21 protein-coding genes are annotated in these 21040 nt (G+C 58.0%); 11 read left to right on the top strand and 10 right to left on the bottom strand.

Annotated features, from left to right (window positions below):
* Positions 1-300: 300 nt before the first annotated feature.
* From F6R97_RS00105 to F6R97_RS00080, 6 genes are all read left to right on the top strand, one after another.
* Positions 301-738 carry a hypothetical protein gene (locus F6R97_RS00105; RefSeq protein ID WP_315865789.1) on the top strand — a complete coding sequence of 146 codons (438 nt, stop codon included), beginning with the start codon at positions 301-303 and terminating at the stop codon, positions 736-738.
* Between the two features lies 1 nt (position 739).
* The gene (locus tag F6R97_RS00100; protein ID WP_038983439.1) at positions 740-1312 is read left to right on the top strand and encodes a hypothetical protein; all 573 of its coding nucleotides are present in this window, start codon (positions 740-742) and stop codon (positions 1310-1312) included.
* A 51-nt stretch (positions 1313-1363) separates the two neighbouring features.
* The gene (locus tag F6R97_RS00095; protein ID WP_038983440.1) at positions 1364-2716 is read left to right on the top strand and encodes a hypothetical protein; all 1353 of its coding nucleotides are present in this window, start codon (positions 1364-1366) and stop codon (positions 2714-2716) included.
* 62 nt (positions 2717-2778) lie between these two features.
* On the top strand, positions 2779-3462 hold the full coding sequence (locus F6R97_RS00090) for a C39 family peptidase (protein ID WP_038983441.1): 684 nt from the start codon (positions 2779-2781) through the stop codon (positions 3460-3462).
* 32 nt (positions 3463-3494) lie between these two features.
* Positions 3495-4235: a hypothetical protein gene (locus F6R97_RS00085; RefSeq protein ID WP_038983442.1), complete on the top strand. Its 741-nt coding sequence runs from the start codon at positions 3495-3497 to the stop codon at positions 4233-4235.
* A 48-nt stretch (positions 4236-4283) separates the two neighbouring features.
* On the top strand, positions 4284-5564 hold the full coding sequence (locus tag F6R97_RS00080; protein WP_038983443.1) for a hypothetical protein: 1281 nt from the start codon (positions 4284-4286) through the stop codon (positions 5562-5564).
* A gap of 172 nt (positions 5565-5736) precedes the next feature.
* On the opposite strand, the gene F6R97_RS00075 is transcribed toward F6R97_RS00080, so the two are convergent.
* On the bottom strand, positions 5737-7062 hold the full coding sequence (locus F6R97_RS00075; RefSeq protein WP_038983445.1) for a sigma-54 dependent transcriptional regulator: 1326 nt from the start codon (positions 7060-7062) through the stop codon (positions 5737-5739).
* Between the two features lie 343 nt (positions 7063-7405).
* Here F6R97_RS00075 and F6R97_RS00070 point away from each other — a divergent pair, with 343 nt between their 5' ends.
* From F6R97_RS00070 to nhaB, 3 genes are all read left to right on the top strand, one after another.
* Entirely contained in the window at positions 7406-7669 is a 264-nt protein-coding gene (locus F6R97_RS00070; RefSeq protein WP_038983446.1) for a hypothetical protein, read from the top strand.
* A 282-nt stretch (positions 7670-7951) separates the two neighbouring features.
* Positions 7952-9241: a hypothetical protein gene (locus F6R97_RS00065; RefSeq protein ID WP_038983447.1), complete on the top strand. Its 1290-nt coding sequence runs from the start codon at positions 7952-7954 to the stop codon at positions 9239-9241.
* 77 nt (positions 9242-9318) lie between these two features.
* A complete protein-coding gene (gene nhaB / locus F6R97_RS00060; protein ID WP_315865788.1) occupies positions 9319-10821 on the top strand; it encodes a sodium/proton antiporter NhaB in 1503 nt (500 codons plus the stop codon).
* A 124-nt stretch (positions 10822-10945) separates the two neighbouring features.
* Here the strand turns inward: nhaB and F6R97_RS00055 are convergent, their stop codons facing one another.
* Genes F6R97_RS00055 through gnd form a run of 3 tightly spaced genes read right to left on the bottom strand, consistent with a single transcriptional unit; the run spans position 10946 to position 14263 of the window.
* Complete coding sequence (locus F6R97_RS00055; RefSeq protein ID WP_050683343.1) at positions 10946-11767, bottom strand: Cof-type HAD-IIB family hydrolase; 822 nt, start codon at positions 11765-11767, stop codon at positions 10946-10948.
* The gene (zwf, locus tag F6R97_RS00050; protein WP_315865787.1) at positions 11760-13286 is read right to left on the bottom strand and encodes a glucose-6-phosphate dehydrogenase; all 1527 of its coding nucleotides are present in this window, start codon (positions 13284-13286) and stop codon (positions 11760-11762) included. Before zwf ends, F6R97_RS00055 begins: the two co-directional genes overlap by 8 nt.
* Positions 13283-14263 carry a phosphogluconate dehydrogenase (NAD(+)-dependent, decarboxylating) gene (gnd, locus tag F6R97_RS00045; protein WP_038983452.1) on the bottom strand — a complete coding sequence of 327 codons (981 nt, stop codon included), beginning with the start codon at positions 14261-14263 and terminating at the stop codon, positions 13283-13285. Before gnd ends, zwf begins: the two co-directional genes overlap by 4 nt.
* A gap of 272 nt (positions 14264-14535) precedes the next feature.
* On the opposite strand from gnd, the gene F6R97_RS00040 reads away from it, so the two are divergent.
* Both F6R97_RS00040 and F6R97_RS00035 read left to right on the top strand, forming a co-directional pair.
* Positions 14536-14712: a DUF6026 family protein gene (locus F6R97_RS00040; RefSeq protein ID WP_315865786.1), complete on the top strand. Its 177-nt coding sequence runs from the start codon at positions 14536-14538 to the stop codon at positions 14710-14712.
* 198 nt (positions 14713-14910) lie between these two features.
* Entirely contained in the window at positions 14911-16656 is a 1746-nt protein-coding gene (locus F6R97_RS00035; protein ID WP_315865785.1) for a phosphoethanolamine transferase CptA, read from the top strand.
* Between the two features lie 201 nt (positions 16657-16857).
* Here the strand turns inward: F6R97_RS00035 and F6R97_RS00030 are convergent, their stop codons facing one another.
* The 6 genes from F6R97_RS00030 to F6R97_RS00005 all read right to left on the bottom strand — a co-directional run.
* The gene (locus F6R97_RS00030) at positions 16858-17349 is read right to left on the bottom strand and encodes a GNAT family N-acetyltransferase (RefSeq protein WP_038983457.1); all 492 of its coding nucleotides are present in this window, start codon (positions 17347-17349) and stop codon (positions 16858-16860) included.
* Positions 17350-17465: 116 nt separating this feature from the next.
* Positions 17466-18047 carry a DinB family protein gene (locus F6R97_RS00025; protein WP_038983459.1) on the bottom strand — a complete coding sequence of 194 codons (582 nt, stop codon included), beginning with the start codon at positions 18045-18047 and terminating at the stop codon, positions 17466-17468.
* 18 nt (positions 18048-18065) lie between these two features.
* Positions 18066-19184 (bottom strand): cell division protein ZapE, encoded by a 1119-nt coding sequence (gene zapE / locus F6R97_RS00020; RefSeq protein ID WP_315865784.1) that lies wholly within the window; start codon positions 19182-19184, stop codon positions 18066-18068.
* A 245-nt stretch (positions 19185-19429) separates the two neighbouring features.
* Positions 19430-19771 carry a nuclear transport factor 2 family protein gene (locus F6R97_RS00015; protein WP_007897370.1) on the bottom strand — a complete coding sequence of 114 codons (342 nt, stop codon included), beginning with the start codon at positions 19769-19771 and terminating at the stop codon, positions 19430-19432.
* A 52-nt stretch (positions 19772-19823) separates the two neighbouring features.
* A complete protein-coding gene (locus F6R97_RS00010) occupies positions 19824-20540 on the bottom strand; it encodes a YafY family protein (RefSeq protein WP_315865783.1) in 717 nt (238 codons plus the stop codon).
* Between the two features lie 207 nt (positions 20541-20747).
* The coding region (locus F6R97_RS00005; RefSeq protein ID WP_315865782.1) for an arginase family protein at positions 20748-21040 on the bottom strand (293 nt) is incomplete at its 5' end.

The raw sequence follows: 21040 nt of genomic DNA, 5'->3' as shown, positions 1-21040 counted from the left end.
TCTGAAACACGCATCCCCTCTCAAACAGCCCGTTTCAACGCTGGTCATCGTCTTGTCATGCGATGTGTTAAAGCACCGATACATCACCGCACAAAGCTTGGATCCAGAGTGTTTGCGATCCTTTATCACTTTTCCGCCCCGGCGGTTGTCTCAGACCTGAAACAGCACCCTCCATCGATCCATTCGCCTTGATCGATAACCCTCTGAATCAAAACAACAATCAAAAACCGGCACAGCTTTCGCTCCCTCCTTCACAACGCTGATTCAGGACCAGCCCACAACAAAGAAGGAATTACTGCCGTGGGGACATTTGATAACAGCATCTATAGCCTCCTACTGATTGGATGCGCACTGGGCTCAAGTTTCAGCCTGCCCGTACAGGCCGACAACGGCATCATTATTATCAAACGTGATGTCCAACCGCGCATGGCAACGCGTGCGCCGGTGAGTCCCGACCCTAGCCCCACGACCGCCAATGCCAACCCGTCCAAACAAGTCCTCAGGCAAACGAACGAGTTGAGCGACGGCGACTTTGCCAACGTCGCCAGCGGTGCAGGCATCTCCCGCCTGGTCACTCAAAACACCAACAACCTGGGCGGCAATCTCACCAGCCAGACACAGCTTTCCAACCTCCCCGCTGGACGTTCGGGCAATTCGGGTAACGGTATTGCCAACATGGTCAATTCCAACATCCAGCAAGGCCTGGGTGCTCTGAAAGTCGTAACGGGAGACCGTTAAGATGAATCGTACGCTGCTAATGATTGCCATGTTTTGCAGTGCATCGACCTTTGCCCAATCTCCCGTCATCAATAACGCCGAAATCGACGGTTCGGGCATGCAGCACCAGGGCAACCTCTCGGTCAACCAGGCTGCGGGCGATCTGCAGCAACAGGCCAACGCCCGGGCCATCGCCATTGGCAACAACGCCAGTGCTACCACACAGATTCGCCAACGGCTGCGTACGCAGGTCGACCCCAGGATCGATGCCCGATCCAGCATTCAAGGCGACTCCTTCAGCCACGGCAACGGCGTACTGGGCGTCAACCAAAGCGCGGGCGCGAGCAACCAGCAAGCCAATGCCCTGCGGATAAGCATCAGTACACAGCCGCAAAGTATCGACGACAGCGTCCTCATGCAGCAGAACGTGACGCTGATCACCAACTCCGATCCAACTGACTCTGCACCAGGCTATCGCCAGGTCGCTACCAGCGATCAGGCCTTCACCGGAAGCCGTGGGGTGATCCAGCTGAATCAGAGCGCCGGGGTGGGAAACCGAACGGCCAACACCCTGAGCGTACGGGTTACGGATTGACCCAAACAGGTAGGAACAACACTTAACCTAAAATAAGTACGGAGAATCACCATGAAACCTTCGATGGCACTAAAGCCTCTGGTTTTCGCAATTGCTGCGGTCATGGCTGTTGCTGTACAAGCTAACGATCGGCGTGACAATGACCACCACCATGGCCATCATAACAACGGTCATCACACCCCTCCTCCAACAAAGATCCCTGTCTATGCGACGGCCAATGCCTGGGATAACCAGAGCAGTACCGACAACCGCATCCGTAACGAAGGGACGATCAACGAAGCTGAAATGAACAGCTCTGCCACAGGCGCCAGCGGCAACGTCGGCGTCAACGTGGCTGCAGGTAGCGGCAACCAACAAGACAACGCGTCCGCCATTGCAAATGCTGCCTCAAACTCCAGTCAGGACAACAGCTTCGTGTTCGGTACTGCGACAGCCACCGCCGACGTCACGCAATACAGCGACAACAACAGGGTCAACAACTTCGGCAGCACAGCCTCTGCCGTGATGAACGGATCGGGTAATGGTGGCAGCGGTAATATGGGTATCAACATTGCTGGCGGCGACCTTAACCAGCAGAAAAACACCATGGCCATTGCCAACACCAATGCCCCGCTCGGTAACGCAACAGCCACCGCCTCTGCCGATCAACAAGGTCCTGGCCTGGTCGTGAATAACAACGCCGATCGGACGTATCGCCTGGATACGATGACATTTACCAGAACGGCAAGCGGTAGTTCCTCTCGTGATAAGTCTTCCGATTTGAGCGTTGATAAAAGCGCTTCTTCGAGCTTTGACGTGAGTGGTTCCAGGAGTTCTGATGCGAGTGGTTTCAGGAGCTCTGATGTGAGTGGTTCCAGGAGCTCTGATGCGAGCGGCTCCAGGAGTTCGGATAGCAGCTCTACTCGCAGTGCGTCTTTGAACGTTGATGTGGACGCGTCTGCGAATGCTACCAGAACTGTTACTTGGAATAATGGCTTTGGCGATCGCACCCGCACCAGGTCTGTCGATGCATCGCTTGACGCATCGCTCGATGCAGATTTCGACGCATCGCGCGAAAGATCGAGCGATTCTTCTTTCGACAGATCGAGCGATTCCTCGTTCGAAAAATCGTTCGATAAATCGTGGGCGAAATCGTCCGACTCCTCGTTCGAAAAATCGGGCAGTAAAGAGTCCGAATCTTCGTACGACAAATCGAAAACGTTCAGTGAGAGCAGCTCTTTCGATTTGAGCAACACCTATTCCTATCAAGTGCTGACTCCAACTGGCTGGGCAAACCCTGTGACCAACACTGCGACCCTGAACGGTTCGGTGAATGGTGGCAGTGGCAACTTGGGCGTCAACGTGGCTGCCGGTGTGGGTAACCAACAAAGCAACTCGCTGGCCATTTCCAACAACTCGTTCTAATTGCTGTCTCTGGAGGCCCCCTTGCGGGGGCCTTTTTCAACACAACCAGAGGGCGTCCTGACATGCGCATTATCATCGCCTTGGCGTTTTTGCTTTGCGCGGCCAGTGTGAGCGAGGCTGCACAAATGCCGCTTTCCGTCCTGCCGGGTGGCGCGGTGGTGTACAAGCCGATCCAGAGCATGCGCGAGCGTAAGTTTGCCGACCTGGTGCAACAGAAAACCGACTTCAGTTGCGGCGCAGCTGCGCTGGCGACCATATTGCGCCAGGCCTATTGGCTGGACGTTAATGAAGAACAGATCATCGAAGGGATGCTGGCACACTCCGATCAAGATCTTGTCCGCGTCCAGGGCTTCTCCATGCTCGACATGAAGCGTTACGTGGAAAGTATCGGCATGCGAGCCCGTGGCTACCGGGTAGCGCCGGATACGTTGAGCGAAATCAGAATTCCGGTTGTGGTACTCCTGGATATCCGTGGCTACAAACATTTTGTGGTCATGCAAAGAGTCCATGAGGGCTGGGTGTATATCGGGGATCCGGTACTCGGTCATAAACGCTACAAAGTCGACGACTTTGTAAAAGGCTGGAACGGCATCATCTTTGCCGTCATCGGTCAGGGCTACGACAAAACCAACGCGTTGCTCGACCCACCCATGCCACTGACCGCCAAGAACCGCATTAACACCTTCAGCCCGGTGCGAGACGCAGAGTTGATGGATTTCGGATTCATCCGAAGCGACTTCTTCTAATGACAAGGAGCACGACGCTCCGGGAGCATCCAATGAAGACTCCAACCTGGCTGGCCGTGGTTTGCCTGGCCGCCAGCCTGCCGACCCAGGCACAAACGTTCAAACCCATTGAACTGAAGGATCATGAATTGGCAACCCTGCGAGGCCGCTATGTCATGCCGGGACGGATCATCAGTTTCGGCATTGTCATGACCAGCACTTGGCAAAATGCCAACGGTGAAGTGATCGGGGCAACTTCCTCGATGCAAATTCAACAATCAACCATCAAGCCACAGTTCTATGTGTCGATTATCAACGAAAAAGGTAATGGCTCAGCGCATTCGCAAGGCACCGGTACCGTCATTGGTGGTAGCGGCCTCAGCACCACCGAAGGCGTCACTCAAGTCGTGCGTGCTGCCGGCGACCATAACACTGCCTACAACAACGTTGAAATCAACGTCACAAAGGCTAGCCAAGCGCCAGCAACGCAACAGCAGGGCCAGGCATTGGCCCCAGGCTCGACGTTGGTCGGCGCCAATGGCGCGGGCTCGCTGAACGTTTCCTCGACCGGTACGGGTGTGCAATTCAACATCGTGGCCAACAACAACCAGGGCAGTACCGTACAACGCCTGGCCCAGGGCGGGCTGATGCAGAACACGACTTTGCTCGGCGGTAGCAACCAAGTCCGCAACCTCACAACTTTCAATGTCGTGCTGCGTGACAACGTGTCGACAACCGGGTCGCTGAACGGCAACCTGGACCAACTCAAAGGTCTTCGCACTCAAGGATTCTGATCTACGCTCACTGTCATCAGACGTAGTCAGATAAGGGACGGCTAATCCATGCACCGCTCGTTGACGTTCAGAGCTATCGTTTGTTTGAGTAGCCTGGCCCCGGCCACACTGCTGTACGCAGCACCGGACCCCCAGGTTGAAGCACTAAAACAAGAACTCATGGAGTTGAAACAGCGTTACGAAGCACAACAGAACGCGCTGATGGTACTCGAGCAACGCGTTCGCCAAGTCGAAGAAGCACCTGCGACACCTGCTCCCAAACGCCTGACCAAATCCCCCGCGCAAACGCCCGGGAGTGGCCAGACGGTGGCCGCCGGAGCACCGGGAACCACGGGCAGTTCATACGGCCAATCGCTCCAGGATGATTCGCAGCCGGCGCAAAGCGTTTCCAACCTGTACGACGAAGCCAGTGGGTTCTTCGGCGGCGGCAAGTTCAGCGTCGAAACCGGCCTGACCTATACCCACTACGATACCCGTGCACTGACGCTCAACGGCTTCCTGGCTCTGGACGCGATTTTCCTCGGCAACATCAACCTCGACCGTATCAAGGCGGATAACTGGACCCTGGACCTGACAGCCCGCTACAACGTGGCACAACGTTGGCAGTTCGACATTAACGTCCCCGTGGTTTATCGCGAGTCAACGTATTCCTCCGGTGGCGCCGGCGGCGCAGGCCCGGTGACGTCGGACGCAACCGTTACCCGCGACCCGACCATCGGCGATGTGAACTTTGGCGTTGCTTACAAATTTCTGGATGAGTCGGCCAATCTACCCGACGCGGTCTTTACACTGCGCGTCAAGGCGCCGACCGGTAAGGACCCTTACGGCATCAAGCTGGTCAATGACCCGAACAACGATAACCTCTCAGTACCCGAGGACTTGCCTACCGGCAATGGTGTCTGGGCGATCACCCCGGGGCTCTCGCTGGTCAAGAGCTTCGACCCGGCCGTGCTGTTCGGCAGCCTGTCCTACACCTACAACATGGAAGACTCTTTCAGCGACATCAGCCCTCAGGTCAACTCCAAGGTGCCCGGGGACGTGAAACTGGGTGATTCCTGGCAGGTCGGCGCCGGCATTGCATTCGCCTTGAACGAGAAGATGAGTATGTCGTTCTCGTTCACCGATCAGTTCGCCAGCAAGAGCAAGATCAAGCCGGACGGTGGCGATTGGCAATCGATTTCCAACAGCGACTACAACTCGGCCAACTTCAACATCGGCATGACTCTGGCAGCAACCGATAACCTGACGATCGTTCCCAACCTGGCCATCGGCCTGACCGACGACTCGCCAGATTTTTCCTTCAGCCTGAAATTCCCGTACTACTTCTAAGAGTTCAGCGCAAATACCTGTGGGAGCGGGCTTGCCCGCGATGACGTCGGCAGATTCGACAATGATGTAACAGACATATCGCTATCGCGGGCAAGCCCGCTCCCACAAGGAGTCTCATGGAAAAGGCCCGCTGCGATGAATGTCGCAGCGGGCCTCTTCGTTTCACCGCGCCCTAGCGGATCTGGTGCTTATGCAGCAATCGGTAAAAAGTCGGCCGCGACACGCCCAAGACTCGGGCGGCGACGCTCAGGTTGTCGCTGTGCCGGTTCAACACATCGCACAGCGCCTGACGCTCGGCGCGGGTCTTGTAATCTTCAAGGGTGCCCATCGGCGTAGCGGAGATGTGTTGACTGATCAACCCCAGGTCTCGCGCCTCGATCTGCCGTCCTTCGGCCAGAACCAGCCCGCGCCGTACCCGGTTGGCTAACTCACGGACATTGCCCGGCCAATCGTGCTTGCCCATGGCGATCAGCGCGTCCTCACTGAAGCTGCGCGGACGACGGCCGGTTTCCTGGCTGTAGAAATGGGAAAAGTGGTTGGCCAGCATCGAGAGATCACCATGGCGTTCACGCAGCGGCACGGTGATCACTTGCAAGACGTTCAAGCGGTAATACAGATCTTCGCGAAAGCTTTTTTTCTCGATGGCCGCTTCAAGGTCGACGTGCGTCGCCGCCAATACCCGCACATCCACGGGAATAGGCTGATGGCCGCCTACGCGCTCAATGTGTTTTTCCTGCAGGAAGCGCAGCAGATTGGCTTGCAGCTCCAGGGGGAGATCACCGATTTCATCGAGAAACAGCGTTCCGCCGTTGGCCGCCTCGATCCGCCCGACCTTGCGCTGATGAGCGCCGGTAAAGGCCCCCTTCTCGTGGCCGAACAGCTCGGACTGGATCAGGTGTTCGGGAATCGCGCCGCAGTTGATCGCCACGAACGGTTTGCTGTGACGCTGGGATTGTCGATGCAGGGTGCGGGCGACCAATTCCTTGCCAGTCCCGCTTTCGCCGCGGATCAGCACCGGAGATTCGGTGGGCGCCAGTTTACTCAGCAGTTTGCGCAGTTCGCGAATCGGTTTGCTGTCGCCAAGCAGTTCGTGTTCAGGCTGATCGATATGAACCGTGCCCTGGCCGCGCAGGCGCGCCATGCCGAACGCGCGGCCCAGGGTGACTTGAACCCGTGAGACATCGAACGGCAGGGTATGGAAGTCAAAAAACCATTCGCAGACGAAGTCCCCGACATTTTGCAATCGCAGGACTTCTTGATTCAGCACCGCAATCCACTCGGTACCGCTATGGGAGATCAATTCCTTGACGGCTTCCGGGCGCTCCAGATGAAAGGGCTGCAAACGCAACAAGCCGACATCGCAGGTTCGTTCGGTGGCGTTTTCCAGGGTACAGCTGTCAACATCCCAACCCACGGCGCGTAAACCCGGCAACAAATGGTGACAGTCGTCGCAAGGATCCACTACTAAAAGACGTCGTAAGGCAGGCGCTTCGATCATGACTGTTCCTTGACGCCAAATAGTAGGAAATATTATTAAAAACAGTCATTTGGCGGGCTTCGTTGTAACACTAGCAAGATTTTGACGCTGGCTTGTATCGATTGCTTATAGGGCTGTTTGCTTATTAGTTATAAGAAGTCACTTGGTTAGTTGCCTAACGAGTTGAGCCTTTCATTCAGCTTTCAGAAACGGCCTGAATATCGAATCAATCAAAGAAAGTTGAAATTTCTTTTGATTGTGTGTGACCCAACCCCCGGTTGCGGGCATCAGTACAAGTAACCAGCCGAACGGTAAGCCCAACCGACGGCACATCACTTGATTGGGCATACAGAGAGAAGATCCCATGAACGCCCCGCTCCGTATCAACGAAGCACTTTTGATTGCCGACCGCGCATTCCAACCCTTTCAATGCGTGGCCTGGGCTCTACAAGACGGTGGTGAACTAAGCCTGGCCATCATTGATCGCACCAATACTCGCATCAGCTGCAAACAAATCCCCAGCAGCGCCTATTCCGATCCAGAGCAATTCGAACATGTGCTGGAAGAAGCCCGTGCCGAGTTGAGCCAGGAAGGTTATAAGCTGCAATCGTGGTCCATGCCGCACTAAGTATTTTCGCGGATTGCCTCCCGGCAATCCGCCCCCTCTTCCTCTTAGTAGACGATTTTCTACAGTCATCCGCGCAATACCACTCGCCTGTTTCAACTTCTAATCCGCCAGATTACTTGGCAGGCTTTTCAGTGGTTCGAAAAGACATTGTTCTGGCACAAAACGCCCCTCACCCGGCTCATGAAAACAGTTGTGCGCCGAGTCATTCAGGGATTGAATGATCTGCTCATTCAGTCACTACTCGGGTAACCAGACAAGGACGACTGGCAAGGAGATGCATGCATGTCACCCCAGACTGCTTTTGCCTTACCTGCAACCGTGAATGGCGCCGAACGGCTCGATACGAATTTCGCTGGCACCGGCAAGACTCAAGTGTATTTCGCCGGCAGTCTCTCCAGCATGGCCAATGACGTTGCGATTGACCACGTCGGCCGGTTGTTGGTGGCGGCAAAGGTCGGTACGCCGGGCGGCCAGCGCTTTGGCCTGGCCCGCCTGCTTGCAGATGGTTCGGCGGATCTGGCATTCGGCAAACAAGGCAGCATCAGCGGCCAGTTCGCACTCGGCTTCGAGGCCATGGCTGGCAAGGTACGGGCATTGCCCAACGGGCACATTCTGGTGGCCGGACTGCACTACGAGAATGCTCACCGTACGCTGCCCGCCCTGGCGATGTTTGATCAGCAAGGCTGCCCGGTCCAGGGTTTCGGCGACAATGGACGTTGCGTGGTGCACCTGCCGGGAAATCTTTCCCGGGGCGCTCGCGACGCCTGGTTACCGCCCGGCGTGCCGAGCACCGAAGCCTGTGATGTCTATGTACAGGACGACGGTCGAATCCTGCTGCTGGCCAATCATTACTTCGAACAGACCGATCACGTCGGCATGCTGATACGACTCAACGCCGACGGCTCGCTGGACGACAGCTTCAACGGTCGCGGTTTCGTCATGGTCCGACACTTGTTGATGAACACCTGGCTCAGCAGCCTGATGGTGCAACGCGATGGCCGGATCCTGGTGAGTGGATCAATCAATTTTCCCGAGGAAGGTCTGCTGGCGCGCTACCACCCGGACGGCCGACTGGATGACAGCTTCGCCGTGGATGGTTTCATGTCCTTCAAGGCACGGGAGCACAGCGCTCAGATCAACCAGATCGTCCAGCATGAAAATGGTGACTTGCATTGTTTTGGCAGCAGTCGCGACCCGATGCTCTGCCTGTCCCTGAAAGTTCACAGTAATGGCCGACCCGATACTCATTGCAACGGTGGTCAGCCAAAGCTATTAGGCGTCGGCCGCAGCAGTTGCTGCTGGACCGCCGCCAAGACTCAACCGGACGGACGTGTGCTAACAGTTGGATCGATGGTCGGCGGGATCGAAGCCGATTTCATTTTTGCCCGATATTTACCCAGTGGGCAGCTGGATCGCAGTTTTGCCAAGGGCATCGGCTGGTGTCGCACACGCCTGGGTCGCGGTTCGCATACCGCTACTTCATTGGCCATTCAGGCCGACGGCTGCATTGTCATAGGTGGCTATTCACTGGACGGAAACTGCCGCGCAATCGTCGCGCGTTATCAGTGTTAGGCCAACGTCATTTCCTGCACTTGATCTTCTGTTGTTCTTACGGCAAGTTGCGCGCTTCTTAATACAAGGAGTAGCCGATGTCCGGTTCAATGGCCCAGGCTTTCGCGCACAACTTTCTCGGGCACTCACCTCGTTGGTACAAGGCGAGCATTGTCGGCTTTCTGATTCTCAACGCTCTGGTGTTATGGACGGTCGGTCCGGTGGCGGCCGGCTGGCTGTTGGTGCTGGAGTTCATCTTCACCTTGGCCATGGCGCTCAAGTGTTATCCGCTGATGCCCGGCGGCTTGCTACTGGTCGAAGCGCTGCTGCTGAAAATGACCACGCCCCAGGCGCTCTACGACGAGTTGGTGCATAACTTCCCGGTGATCCTGCTACTGATGTTTATGGTGGCAGGCATCTACTTCATGAAAGACCTGTTGCTGTTTCTGTTCTCGCGTTTGCTGTTGGGGGTTCGCTCCAAGGCCCTGCTGGCGTTGATGTTCTGTTTTCTGTCAGCGTTTCTGTCGGCCTTTCTCGATGCGCTGACCGTGACGGCAGTGATTATCAGTGCATCCGTGGGGTTCTATTCGGTGTACCACCGAGTCGCCTCGGGCACCGATCCGCGCCAGGACAGCGAAATCAGCGATGACCGGCACTTGCCTACACTCCACCATGCCGACCTGGAACAGTTCCGCGCTTTCCTGCGCAGCCTGCTGATGCACGGCGCTGTGGGCACGGCGTTGGGCGGTGTGTGCACACTGGTTGGCGAGCCGCAAAACCTGCTGATCGGCCATGAAATGGGTTGGCACTTCGCCGAATTCTTTCTGAAAGTCGCCCCGGTGTCGTTGCCGGTACTGGCAGCTGGTCTGGTGACCTGTGTGCTGCTGGAGAAACTGCGCTGGTTCGGCTATGGCACGCTGCTGCCGGACAACGTGCGTGCGGTGCTGGCCAACTACGCCGCCGAAGACAACGCCGCACGCACTGCACGTCAGCGCGCCGCATTGATGGTGCAAGGGGCGGCGGCGCTGATTCTGATTGCCTCGCTGGGGTTTCACATCGCCGAAGTCGGCCTGATCGGTTTGATGGTAATCGTGCTGATCACCGCGTTCACGGGCATTACCGACGAACACCGTCTCGGCAATGCCTTCAAGGACGCCATGCCCTTCACGTCATTGCTTGTGGTGTTTTTCGCAGTGGTGGCGGTGATTCAGGATCAGCAACTGTTCGCGCCGCTGATCCAGTGGGTGCTGGCGCTGCCGGCAGATCAACAGCCGGGCATGTTGTTTATTGCCAATGGCTTGCTGTCGGCCATTAGCGACAATGTGTTCGTGGCGACCATTTACATCACCGAAGTGAAGCAGGCGTTCCTCTCCGGCCACATGAGCCGCGAACAGTTTGAAACCCTGGCGATTGCGATCAATACCGGCACTAACCTGCCGAGCGTGGCAACGCCCAATGGTCAGGCGGCGTTCCTGTTCCTGCTGACCTCGGCGATTGCACCGCTGATTCGCCTGTCGTACGGGCGGATGGTGTGGATGGCGCTGCCTTACACGGTGGTGATGGGCGTGTTGGGCTGGTATGCGGTGAGTTACTGGCTGTAACAGCGCAATACTCACTGTAGGAGCTGTCGAGTGAAACGAGGCTGCGATCTTTTGATCTTAAAAAATCAAAATCAAAAGATCGCAGCCTCGTTTCACTCGACAGCTCCTACAGTCGATTATGTATTCAGTGTTTGAGGATGTATCGCTCAATCGCCTGGGCCGCGCCGTCTTCGGTATTGGCCCCGGTCACCACCTTGGCCTGACGCTTCACCGCCTCTTCCGCCTGCCCCATGGCGATCGACAACCCGGCCCGGTGAAACATCGCAGGGTCGTTGCCGCCATCACCCATGGCAGCGGTCTGTTCCAGCGGCACCCCGAGAAACTCGGCCAGTGTCGCCAATGCCTCGCCCTTGTTGGCCAGCATCGCCGTCACATCCAGATAGATCGGTTGTGAACGCGAAACCTGCGCCTGCCCTTCGACCTTGGGCAGCAACTGCGCTTCCAGTTCGATCAACAGTTCGGCGTTGTTGCTGGCGGCGACGATTTTGTCGATACGTGCCAGGTAAGGCTCAAAACTTTCGACCACCACCGGCGGATAACCCAGGCCGTGCTGCTCTCGCGGAACCATCGGGCCGTACGGATCCTTCAACAGCCAATCGCCGCCACTGAATACCCAAACCTCAATGTCCGGCTGATCGGCGAACAGCGTCAGCGCCGTCAGCGCTGCCGTGGCCGGCAAATAATGCGCAACCAGCAAACTGCCATCCGGGTTGACGATGGTGCCGCCATTAAAGGCCGCCGTCGGCAGATCGACACCCAGGGCTTCGATCTGCTGCAACATGGCTTTGGGCGGACGCCCGGTGGCCAGGCTGAACAGTACGCCGGCCTCGCGCAAGGCGCGGACAGCCTCGATCGTGCGCTGACTGAGGCTGTGATCAGGGAGCAGTAACGTGCCGTCCATGTCACTGAGCAGAAAACGGATGGGTTGTTGCGTTACGTCACTCACCGACGCTGTGCCAAACGCGACCATCGCGGGTCAGCAGCTCGTCAGCAGTCTGGGGTCCGTCTTCGCCAGCCGCATAGCTCTGCAGGGTTGCGTCCTGCTCCCAGGCGTCGAGGAATGGCTGCACGGCGCGCCAGCCGTTCTCGATATTGTCGGCACGCTGGAACAGCGTCTGATCGCCGGTCAGGCAGTCGTAGATCAAGGTTTCATAGCCAGTGGACGGCTGCATTTCAAAGAAATCCTTGTAGGCAAAACCCAGCTCGATATTGGCCATGTTCAACGCCGGCCCCGGCCGCTTGGCCAGCAGGTCGAACCACATGCCTTCGTTGGGCTGAATCTGGATCCTCAGATAGGTCGGCTGTAACTCATCGACTTCGGTGTCGCGGAACTGCGCGTACGGCGCCGGTTTGAAGCAAATGACGATCTCGGTGTCGCGCGCGCTCATGCGCTTGCCGGTGCGCAGGTAGAACGGCACGCCGACCCAGCGCCAGTTGTCGATCATGACTTTGAGCGCGACATAGGTTTCGGTCGTGCTGTCGGGCACCACGTTGGCTTCCTGGCGATAACCGGGCAGCGGCTCGCCACCCATCTCGCCGGCGGTGTATTGGCCGCGCACCGAGTTGGCTCGCGCTTCCTCGGTCGTCCAGGGGCGGATCGCGCCGACGACTTTGGCTTTTTCGCCGCGTACCGCATCGGCGCCGAAAGCGGCCGGTGGTTCCATGGCCACCATCGCCAATAATTGGAACAGGTGATTGGGCACCATGTCCCGCAGGGCGCCGGTGACTTCATAAAAACTGCCACGGGTTTCCACGCCGACGGTTTCGGCGGCGGTGATTTGCACGTGGTCGATGTAATGGTTGTTCCAGAAGGCTTCGAACAGGCTGTTGGAGAACCGGCTGACCAGAATGTTCTGCACGGTTTCCTTGCCCAGATAGTGATCGATCCGGTAGATCTGCTTTTCCGTCATCACTTTGAGCAAGCACGCATTCAAGGCTTCGGCGGTGTGCAAGTCGGAGCCGAAAGGTTTTTCGATCACCACCCTTCTGAACGCTTCAGGGGTTTCTTGCAGCAATCCGGCAGCGCCGAGACGCCGCACCACTTCGCTGAAAAAGCGCGGTGCGGTGGCCAGGTAGAAAATCGCATTGCCAGTGCCGCTGGCGTCGATTTTCGCCGCCAGCGCTTCGTAGGTGCGTTCGTCAAGGAAGTCGCCCTGGACGTAGCTGATGTGCTTGGCCAGTTTGGCCCACAACGCCGGATCAAGGGCTTGATCGCCCTTGCCGACCTTGGTCGCCACTTCCGCCCGAATGAAATCTTCGAGTTTTTTGGCGAAGGCTTCGTCACTGATGGCGTTGTGATCAACGCCGATGATCCGCAGTCCATTCCCCAGCAAACCGTCGCGACTCAGGTTGTACAGCGCCGGCATCAGCAGGCGCTTGACCAGATCACCATGGGCACCGAACAGAAACAGCGTAGTGGGCGGTGCGGGTTCTGCCTTGGATTTCCTGCGGATCACATGGGTCATTTTTTCGGGGTCTCCACGTGGCCGCCGAAGCCGAAGCGCTGGGCAGAGAGAATCTTGTCGCCAAAGGTGCCTTGCCCGCGCGAACGGTAGCGCGAGAACAGCGAGTTCGACAGCACCGGTACCGGCACCGATTGCTCCATGGCCGCTTCGATGGTCCAGCGACCTTCACCACTGTCAGCCACCGAACCAGAATAACCGTCGAGTTTCGGGTCGCTGGCCAGGGCGTCGGCGGTCAGGTCGAGCAGCCAGGACGACACTACGCTGCCACGACGCCAGACTTCGGCGATGTCGGCGACGTTCAGGTCAAAGCGCTGATCTTCCGGCAGATTGGTGCTGGCCTTGGTTTTGAGGATGTCGAAGCCTTCAGCGAAGGCCTGCATCATTCCGTATTCGATGCCGTTGTGGATCATTTTCACGAAGTGGCCAGAACCGGCCGGGCCTGCGTGGATGTAACCGCGCTCGGCGCGATCGTCATCGGACTGGCGATCCTTGGTGCGCGGGATGTCGCCCATGCCCGGGGCGAGGGATTCGAACAGCGGGTCGAGGCGCTTAACGGTCTCGGCATCGCCGCCGATCATCATGCAGTAGCCACGTTCCAGGCCCCAGACGCCACCGGAGGTGCCGACGTCAATGTAGTGCAGGCCTTTTTCCGACAAGGTTTTGGCCCGGCGGATGTCATCCTTATAGAAGGTGTTGCCGCCGTCGATGATGGTATCGCCAGCTTCAAGCAAGGTGCTCAGGGTGTCGATGGTGTCTTCGGTCGGTGCGCCGGCGGGCAGCATGACCCATACCGCGCGTGGTTTGGCCAGGCCAGCGACCAGAGCTGGCAAGTCGGCAACACCGGTGGCGCCTTCCTCAGCCAGGGTGTCGACAAAGGCGCTATTGCGGTCGTAAACAACGGTGGTGTGTCCGTTGAGCATCAGGCGCCGCGCAATATTGCCGCCCATGCGGCCCAGTCCAATAATCCCGAGTTGCATGTACTGATGCTCCCTACTACAAATAAAGTGTGTCAAAGGTTATAGCCCAACGCGACTATTGAGGGTTAGTCCAGAGCGCTGGCACATAGTTTCCGGGCATTGTGCCCGATCCAGACTGATAACGTCGGGAATCGTCCCGAAGACACAACGACCATGAAAAATAAAAAAGTTCCCTTCAGGGGTAAAAGAAATCAAAATTGGCGCCGATAGTAAGTGAGCACCCGATTTCGGGAGCGGACTTACAGTTGAGACAGCCATTTGCGAGGTGAGCAATGGGCACCACAGCACTGCCAGCACAAACCCTTTACGTCACGATCCGTCGCGATGAACTGCGCCAGTTGAAAGACGAGCATGACCAGTTGAAGCGGGAAATCGCGCAATTGCGGCTGCTGACCCAAGGCGATCAGGTTCAGCCCTGGCCTGTCACCCAACGTGCTCCCCACGCCTGACCCCCTCGTTTGACTCGGAAGCAGCCACCGCTGTTTCCGACTCGCTGCAAGCCTGCCAGCTCTGGCAACTCACAAAGTTTTCACACCTTCTTGTCGATACTCCGGCTCATTGTGGCCGCTCGGTATCCGCGCGGCGTTCGTTCGTCTGCGACAGGGAGAGTGCTGACGGCCGAAGTAATTATCAGGCTGGAGTGGTGAATGGCTTTGTTTAAACGCAGCAAAACGTCTGCGAAAGGTTTTGATTGGGCAGGATTTCTCTGGTTATTTCTGTTCTTCTGGTATTTTTCCGGCATTACCCAACTGTTGATTCAGCTGACGGGCACCTCCGGTTTTACCGGGTTCCGCCAGGCTTTTGTGATGAGCGCCATCTGGCTGGCGCCGATGCTGCTATTCCCTAGGCAAACACGTGTGATGGCCGCGCTGATCGGTGTGGTGCTGTGGGCCTGTTCGATGGCCAGCCTCGGCTATTTCTTCATCTATCAGCAGGAGTTTTCCCAGAGCGTCATCTTCATCATGTTCGAGTCGAACGTGTCTGAAGCCGGCGAGTACATGACCCAGTATTTTGCCTGGTGGATGGTGGCGGCATTCCTCGCCCATACCGCGTTCGCGTATTTCCTTTGGACCCGCTTGCGTCCGGTGTACCTGCCACGCGGCCAGGCGCTGATTGCAGCGACAGCCATTCTGGTGGCGGTGATCGGTTACCCGATGATCAAGCAGACCGTGCGCACCGGCAGCCTGGCGGGCGGCTTCGAGAAATTCGAAACCCGCATCGAGCCCGCGGTGCCGTGGCAGATGGCCGTGGCCTATCACCGTTACCTCAATACCCTGGCTGGCATGCAAGACATGCTCGACAGCGCCAGCAAGATCCCACCGCTCAAGAACCTCACTGATTCGATGGCCAATCAGCCGGCAACCCTGGTGCTGGTGATCGGCGAATCTACCAATCGTCAGCGCATGAGCCTGTACGGCTACCCTCGGGAAACCACGCCGGAACTGGACAAGCTCAAGGACCAACTGGCGGTTTTCGATAACGTCATTACGCCGCGCCCCTACACCATCGAAGCGTTGCAGCAGGTACTGACCTTCGCCGACGAAGAAAACCCGGACCGCTACCTGACGACACCGTCACTGGTCAGCATGATGAAACAGGCGGGTTACAAGACCTTCTGGATCACCAACCAGCAGACCATGACCAAGCGCAACACCATGCTCACGACCTTCTCCCAGCAGGCCGACGAGCAGGTGTACCTGAACAACAACCGCAACCAGAATGCCGCCCAGTACGACGGCGATGTGATCGAGCCGTTCAACAAGGCTTTGGCTGACGCGGCGCCGCGCAAGCTGATCGTTGTGCATTTGCTCGGCACGCACATGAGCTACCAGTACCGTTACCCGTCGACGTTCAACAAGTTCACCGACCGCAAAGGTGTTCCGGACGGCGTGCGTGACGATCAGGTGCCGACGTACAACAGCTATGACAACGCAGTGCTTTACAACGACTTCGTGGTATCGAGCCTGATCAAGGACTACGCCAAGACTGATCCGAACGGCTTCTTGCTCTACCTCTCCGACCACGGCGAAGACGTCTTCGACTCCCCGGGCCATAAAACCCTGGGCCGTAACGAGAGCAAACCGACGGCGCCGATGTACACCATTCCGTTCATGGCCTGGGCTTCACCGAAATGGCGCGAAACCCATGACTGGAGTTTTGCCGGTGATCTGGGCCGGCCGTACAGCAGTTCGCAACTGATTCACACTTGGGCGGATCTGGCCGGCTTGAGTTTCGATGAACTGGACCGCAGTAAAAGCCTGGTTAGCGACAGCTTCAAGCCTCGACCATTGATGATCGGCAACCCTTATGAGCGTCAGCAGCGGCCGTTGATTGACTTCAGCCTGATGAAACCCAAGGGCGCGCGTATCATGCCGGAAGTCGTTCAGCAGTAGTTTTGGCGCGGATCCTGTGGGAGCGGGCTTGTGTGGCGAGGAGTACTGTGGCGAGCGGGCTTGCCCCCGTTGGGGTGCGAAGCGCCCCCCCGGCATTTCAAAGTTAAACCGCATGTAAAGGATTTACGACTGCTTCGCAGCCGAACGGGGGCAAGCCCCCTCGCCACACAAGCCCGCTCCCAAAAGATTGTGGATCGCGAATTAAAGCGGCTTGGTCCAGAACAGCATCCGCCCGTGCGCCGGGTCGAACATGCCTGGCGCAAAACCGAATTTGCCATAAGCCGCCTGAGCCACCGCATTGCCTTCCAGTACTTCCAGGGTGATTTTGCAGCAGCCGCGCTGGCGTGCGATGTCCTCGACTTTGTGCAGCATCTTCTGACTCAGCCCCAACCCGCGAAACTTCGACACCACTGCCACATCGTGCACGTTGACCAGCGGCCGGCAGGCGAAGGTCGAAAAACCTTCAAAGCAGTTGACCAGCCCTGCCGGCTCACCGCCAACAAACGCCAGTACGCTGAAGGCATGAGGACGTTTGGCCAGTTCCCCCGGCAATTGTTGCAGCCTATCGGCGGGTAACGGGTGACCGCCGCCCATCGGGTCTTCGGCGTAGTGGTTCAACACCAGGCCAATCGCCTCGGCATGCACCGGGTTGGTGTAGCTGGCCTGAAGCACAAGAATTTCTGCGGATTCCATTTCCACCCTCAATCACACAAGTTGCCCCAGTTCGCCTCTTGCGCACTGAAAGGTCCAGCGACCTTATCGCGAGTGCCGGGGTGCCGACAACCAGATCCTGTTGTGATCGTTCCTTCTCAAACGCCCCAGATCAATGCCTCGGTCCACCCCAACTCAGCAAAATCCTCGGCCCTCAACTCTGCCTCACCGGCACAAAAAAACTCGTCCAGTTGCGGCGGCGTGACCGAGGTGCCACTGAGCATCGCGTGCACCTGCCCGCGATGATGAATCTGATGCTCGAACAAATGGGACAGCATGCGCAAACGGCTGTCATGTTGCGGGGTGTCGCGCGCGATGGTCACGAGCCGTCCGAGGTCTGCATCGCGCAGTTGCTCGCAGTACGCGATCAGTCGGCGGTCCACCAGGGCTTGCTCGCGCTTGAGGTCGGCGCCGTGGGTGAACGGCTCGTCTTCGTTGAAAAACACGTAGCAATCTGGATGCGGTTCGTCACCGCGCAACTCCCGCTCCAGTGCATCCACATAGAACCAGTCGCAGGTCAGGATGTGGTTGAGGGTCGCGCTGAGGCTGGGAAAGAAACTGACTCGCGGCGCCGCCAGCTCGGCCGGGCTTAGCTGAAGCCAGGCCTTGGCCAGTCGATGATTGGCCCAGGCGTTCTGATAGGCCATGGTCAGCAAATGGTGGGACAAGGGCTGATTCATGTTCGCTCCTCCCGGATATCAAGCCTCGGCGAAACGTTGTAGCTGCATTTCCTGCAGACGACTAAGGGTGCGACGGAACGGAAACGCAAGATAGCCCTCGGTGTACAGCGCCTCCATCGGCACCTGCGCTTCGAGGTACAGCGGCACTTTGCGGTCGTAGCATTCGTCCACCAAGGCGATGAACCGGCGCACGCCGTCGTCATGCACCGACAACTGCGGCAACTCGCGATCGCCCGCCACTACCCGCTCGACACCGTCTTCAGTGCCGCGGGCGATGCGCCCTTCGCGTTTTTGCGCGCTGAGGTTGGGCACGTCACTCAACAGAATAGCGCTGAAGGTATCGCACAGGGCCATGAAGTCCATGGCGGCAAACGGCTGCTCGCAGAGCTCGGCGTAACGGCACCAGAGCACGGTTTGACTGGCCCGCATCACATTGACCGAACGGTAGCCGATCTTGACCGGATCGCTGGACAGCGACTGGCCGACGGTCAAGGCCTTGAACACTTCGCTCAAGGCGCCGGATTGACCCGGTACGTTCACCCAATAACGCTGCAGAGCGGCACCAGGGTGCAGACGATGATCTTCCCCGCCATCCACCGCAATCACCTGCATGTGTTGCTTGATCGCCCTAATGGCCGGCACGAACCGGTCACGGTTGAAGCCATCCGCGTACAGCTGATCCGGCGGCTGATTGGAGGTACAGACCACCACCACGCCCTGCTCGAACATCACCTGAAACAAACGCCCGAGAATGATGGCGTCACCGATGTCGTTGACGAACAGTTCATCGAAACACAGCACGCGCACTTCCTGGCTCAGTTCGCGGGCCAGCGCTTTCAACGGGTCGGCGGTGCCGGTCAATTGAAAGGAGCGCTGATGCACCCAGCCCATGAAGTGATGAAAGTGCTGACGCCGGGCCGGGACGCGCAGGTTTTGGTAGAACTGATCCATCAACCAGGTCTTGCCCCGCCCGACCGGGCCCCAGAGGTACACGCCAGTAATGGGTGTACGGCCTTCATGCAAGGCTTCATGGCATTTTTGCAGCGCCCACACGGCATGTTCCTGGGCTTCGTCCTGGACGAAGCCCTTCTGTTCGATGGCGTGTTGCCAGGCGCTTAAGGGAGAGTCGACATTCATGCGCGGCAGTATACGTCTCTGGGACTGCGGGTGAAGCCTGATACCAGTAGTCAAATACAATCCATGTGGGAGCGGGCTTTTGTGGCGAGGGGGCTTGCCCCCGTTGGGGTGCGAAGCGCCCCCGGCATTTTCAAAGTTAAACCGCATGTACAGGTTTTACGACTGCTTCGCAGCCGAACGGGGGCAAGCCCCCTCGCCACAACAAGCCCGCTCCCACAGGTTTCGCACCGCCACACAGCACCGGGTTACAGCGAGATATCCAGCCTGGCAATCTTGCCCTGCTCATTGAGGCGGAACATGTAGCGCAGTTCCAGCGGGCTGCCGGGAAAGGTGCCGGAGATCAGGTTGTGCACCAGCACTTTGCCGGTGCGCAGCTGAACGTCGAGCACCTCGACCCTTGGCTGATAACGTTGTGCGGTGTCTTGCATCCATTGGGCGATGGCTTGCGTGCCGACCTGATGCTGCCCCTCATCGAACACGTTGGCATCCTCAGCAAAAAAACTGGCAACCCTCGACGTGTCGCGAGCATTGGCGGCAGCAATGTAGGCAGCGATGGCGGGGGCCAGTGAAGAGGCTGGATTGGACATGTTTACGGCTCCTTGTGAGTTGATTCTGGAGCCATGCTAAAACAAGCCTGTGTCAGTTCTTGTCAGGAGTGAAACGCCCTGCTTCGTCGAGTTGCATCTGCTTGCGCCAGGTGCGCAACAGGTCGCTGCGCCGCCCCGGGTAGCGTTCACCCTGCTCGCTGGCAGCCGAGATCCGGTCGGTGCGAAACGTGCGGTAGGCACTGCGCAATTCACACCAGGCGACGATGATCCGCACCTCGTTGAGAAAACCCAGGGCCAGTGGCCAGATCAGCCGCTGACTCGGCACCTGGTTGGCGTCCGCGTAGTCGATGTGCAGCTTGGCCTGATCGCGGATGGCTTGGCGAAACACATTCAAGGGCACGGCATTTTGCGGATAGCCATAACCCGGTGGGCCGGGCAGTACTGTCGGGTTGCGCAAGGCCTCTTGGGCGGCGGGGTCGAGTACCGCGGCGATTTTTGCCAGGGCACCGGCCGCGGCTTTGCCCAAGACCTCATCGCCACGCTGATCCACGTAGCGCAACCCGAGCACAATGGCTTCGGTTTCATCGGCATTGAGCATCAAGGGCGGCAGAAACAGACCACTGCGCAACACATAGCCGATCCCCGCCTCGCCAAAGATCGGCGCGCCGAGCGCGGTGAGTTCCGCGATGTCGCGGTACAGCGTGCGCTCGGAAATCTCCAGCCCGCTGGCCAATGTCGCGGCAGTCACCGGGCGACTTTTGCCCCGCAGCACTTGTAACAAAGTCAGTAGACGGCTGGTTCGCGACACGGTCGGCAGGCTCTTTTTGAAAAGTCGCCGGAGCTTAGCAGAGGCTGTTGTCAGAAACTGGCAGGAGCGATAACACCTCGCTCCAATGGCCGGACATAGATCAAATGTGGGAGCGGGCTTGCTCGCGAAAGCGGCTTAACATTCAACATTTCTGTTGGCTGATACTCCGCTTTCGCGAGCAAGCCCGCTCCCACATTGGTTTGTGTGTTACCGATCGACCTTATGCCTGGCCGCATACAAACACAGCATCTCCATGGCCAATGTCGCCGCTGCCAATGAGGTGATGTCCGCGCTGTCGTAGGCCGGCGCCACTTCCACCACGTCCATCCCCACCAGATTGATCCCACGCAAACCGCCGAGAATCTCCAGCGCCTGCACCGTGCTCAAGCCACCACACACGGGCGTTCCGGTGCCCGGCGCAAAGGCCGGGCCGAGGCAATCGATGTCGAAGGTCAGATACACCGGGTGATCACCAACCCGAGCACGAATCGCCTCGACGA

It is taken from the genome of Pseudomonas sp. JV414, from assembly GCF_032424305.1.
Classification (GTDB): domain Bacteria; phylum Pseudomonadota; class Gammaproteobacteria; order Pseudomonadales; family Pseudomonadaceae; genus Aquipseudomonas; species Aquipseudomonas lini.
The sequence above is the reverse complement of the archived record's forward strand: the minus strand, read 5'-3'. Positions and strand labels throughout refer to the sequence as shown.

Bases quoted from the DNA above. Each gene is read 5' to 3' on its own strand.
- F6R97_RS00100 (WP_038983439.1), top strand. From the start codon at position 740: ATGAATCGTACGCTGCTAATGATTGCCATGTTTTGCAGTGCATCGACC.
- F6R97_RS00095 (WP_038983440.1), top strand. From the start codon at position 1,364: ATGAAACCTTCGATGGCACTAAAGCCTCTGGTTTTCGCAATTGCTGCG.
- F6R97_RS00090 (WP_038983441.1), top strand. From the start codon at position 2,779: ATGCGCATTATCATCGCCTTGGCGTTTTTGCTTTGCGCGGCCAGTGTG.
- F6R97_RS00085 (WP_038983442.1), top strand. From the start codon at position 3,495: ATGAAGACTCCAACCTGGCTGGCCGTGGTTTGCCTGGCCGCCAGCCTG.
- F6R97_RS00080 (WP_038983443.1), top strand. From the start codon at position 4,284: ATGCACCGCTCGTTGACGTTCAGAGCTATCGTTTGTTTGAGTAGCCTG.
- F6R97_RS00075 (WP_038983445.1), bottom strand. From the start codon at position 7,062: ATGATCGAAGCGCCTGCCTTACGACGTCTTTTAGTAGTGGATCCTTGC.
- F6R97_RS00070 (WP_038983446.1), top strand. From the start codon at position 7,406: ATGAACGCCCCGCTCCGTATCAACGAAGCACTTTTGATTGCCGACCGC.
- F6R97_RS00065 (WP_038983447.1), top strand. From the start codon at position 7,952: ATGTCACCCCAGACTGCTTTTGCCTTACCTGCAACCGTGAATGGCGCC.
- nhaB (WP_315865788.1), top strand. From the start codon at position 9,319: ATGTCCGGTTCAATGGCCCAGGCTTTCGCGCACAACTTTCTCGGGCAC.
- zwf (WP_315865787.1), bottom strand. From the start codon at position 13,286: ATGACCCATGTGATCCGCAGGAAATCCAAGGCAGAACCCGCACCGCCC.
- gnd (WP_038983452.1), bottom strand. From the start codon at position 14,263: ATGCAACTCGGGATTATTGGACTGGGCCGCATGGGCGGCAATATTGCG.
- F6R97_RS00040 (WP_315865786.1), top strand. From the start codon at position 14,536: ATGGGCACCACAGCACTGCCAGCACAAACCCTTTACGTCACGATCCGT.
- F6R97_RS00035 (WP_315865785.1), top strand. From the start codon at position 14,911: ATGGCTTTGTTTAAACGCAGCAAAACGTCTGCGAAAGGTTTTGATTGG.
- F6R97_RS00030 (WP_038983457.1), bottom strand. From the start codon at position 17,349: ATGGAATCCGCAGAAATTCTTGTGCTTCAGGCCAGCTACACCAACCCG.
- F6R97_RS00025 (WP_038983459.1), bottom strand. From the start codon at position 18,047: ATGAATCAGCCCTTGTCCCACCATTTGCTGACCATGGCCTATCAGAAC.
- zapE (WP_315865784.1), bottom strand. From the start codon at position 19,184: ATGAATGTCGACTCTCCCTTAAGCGCCTGGCAACACGCCATCGAACAG.
- F6R97_RS00015 (WP_007897370.1), bottom strand. From the start codon at position 19,771: ATGTCCAATCCAGCCTCTTCACTGGCCCCCGCCATCGCTGCCTACATT.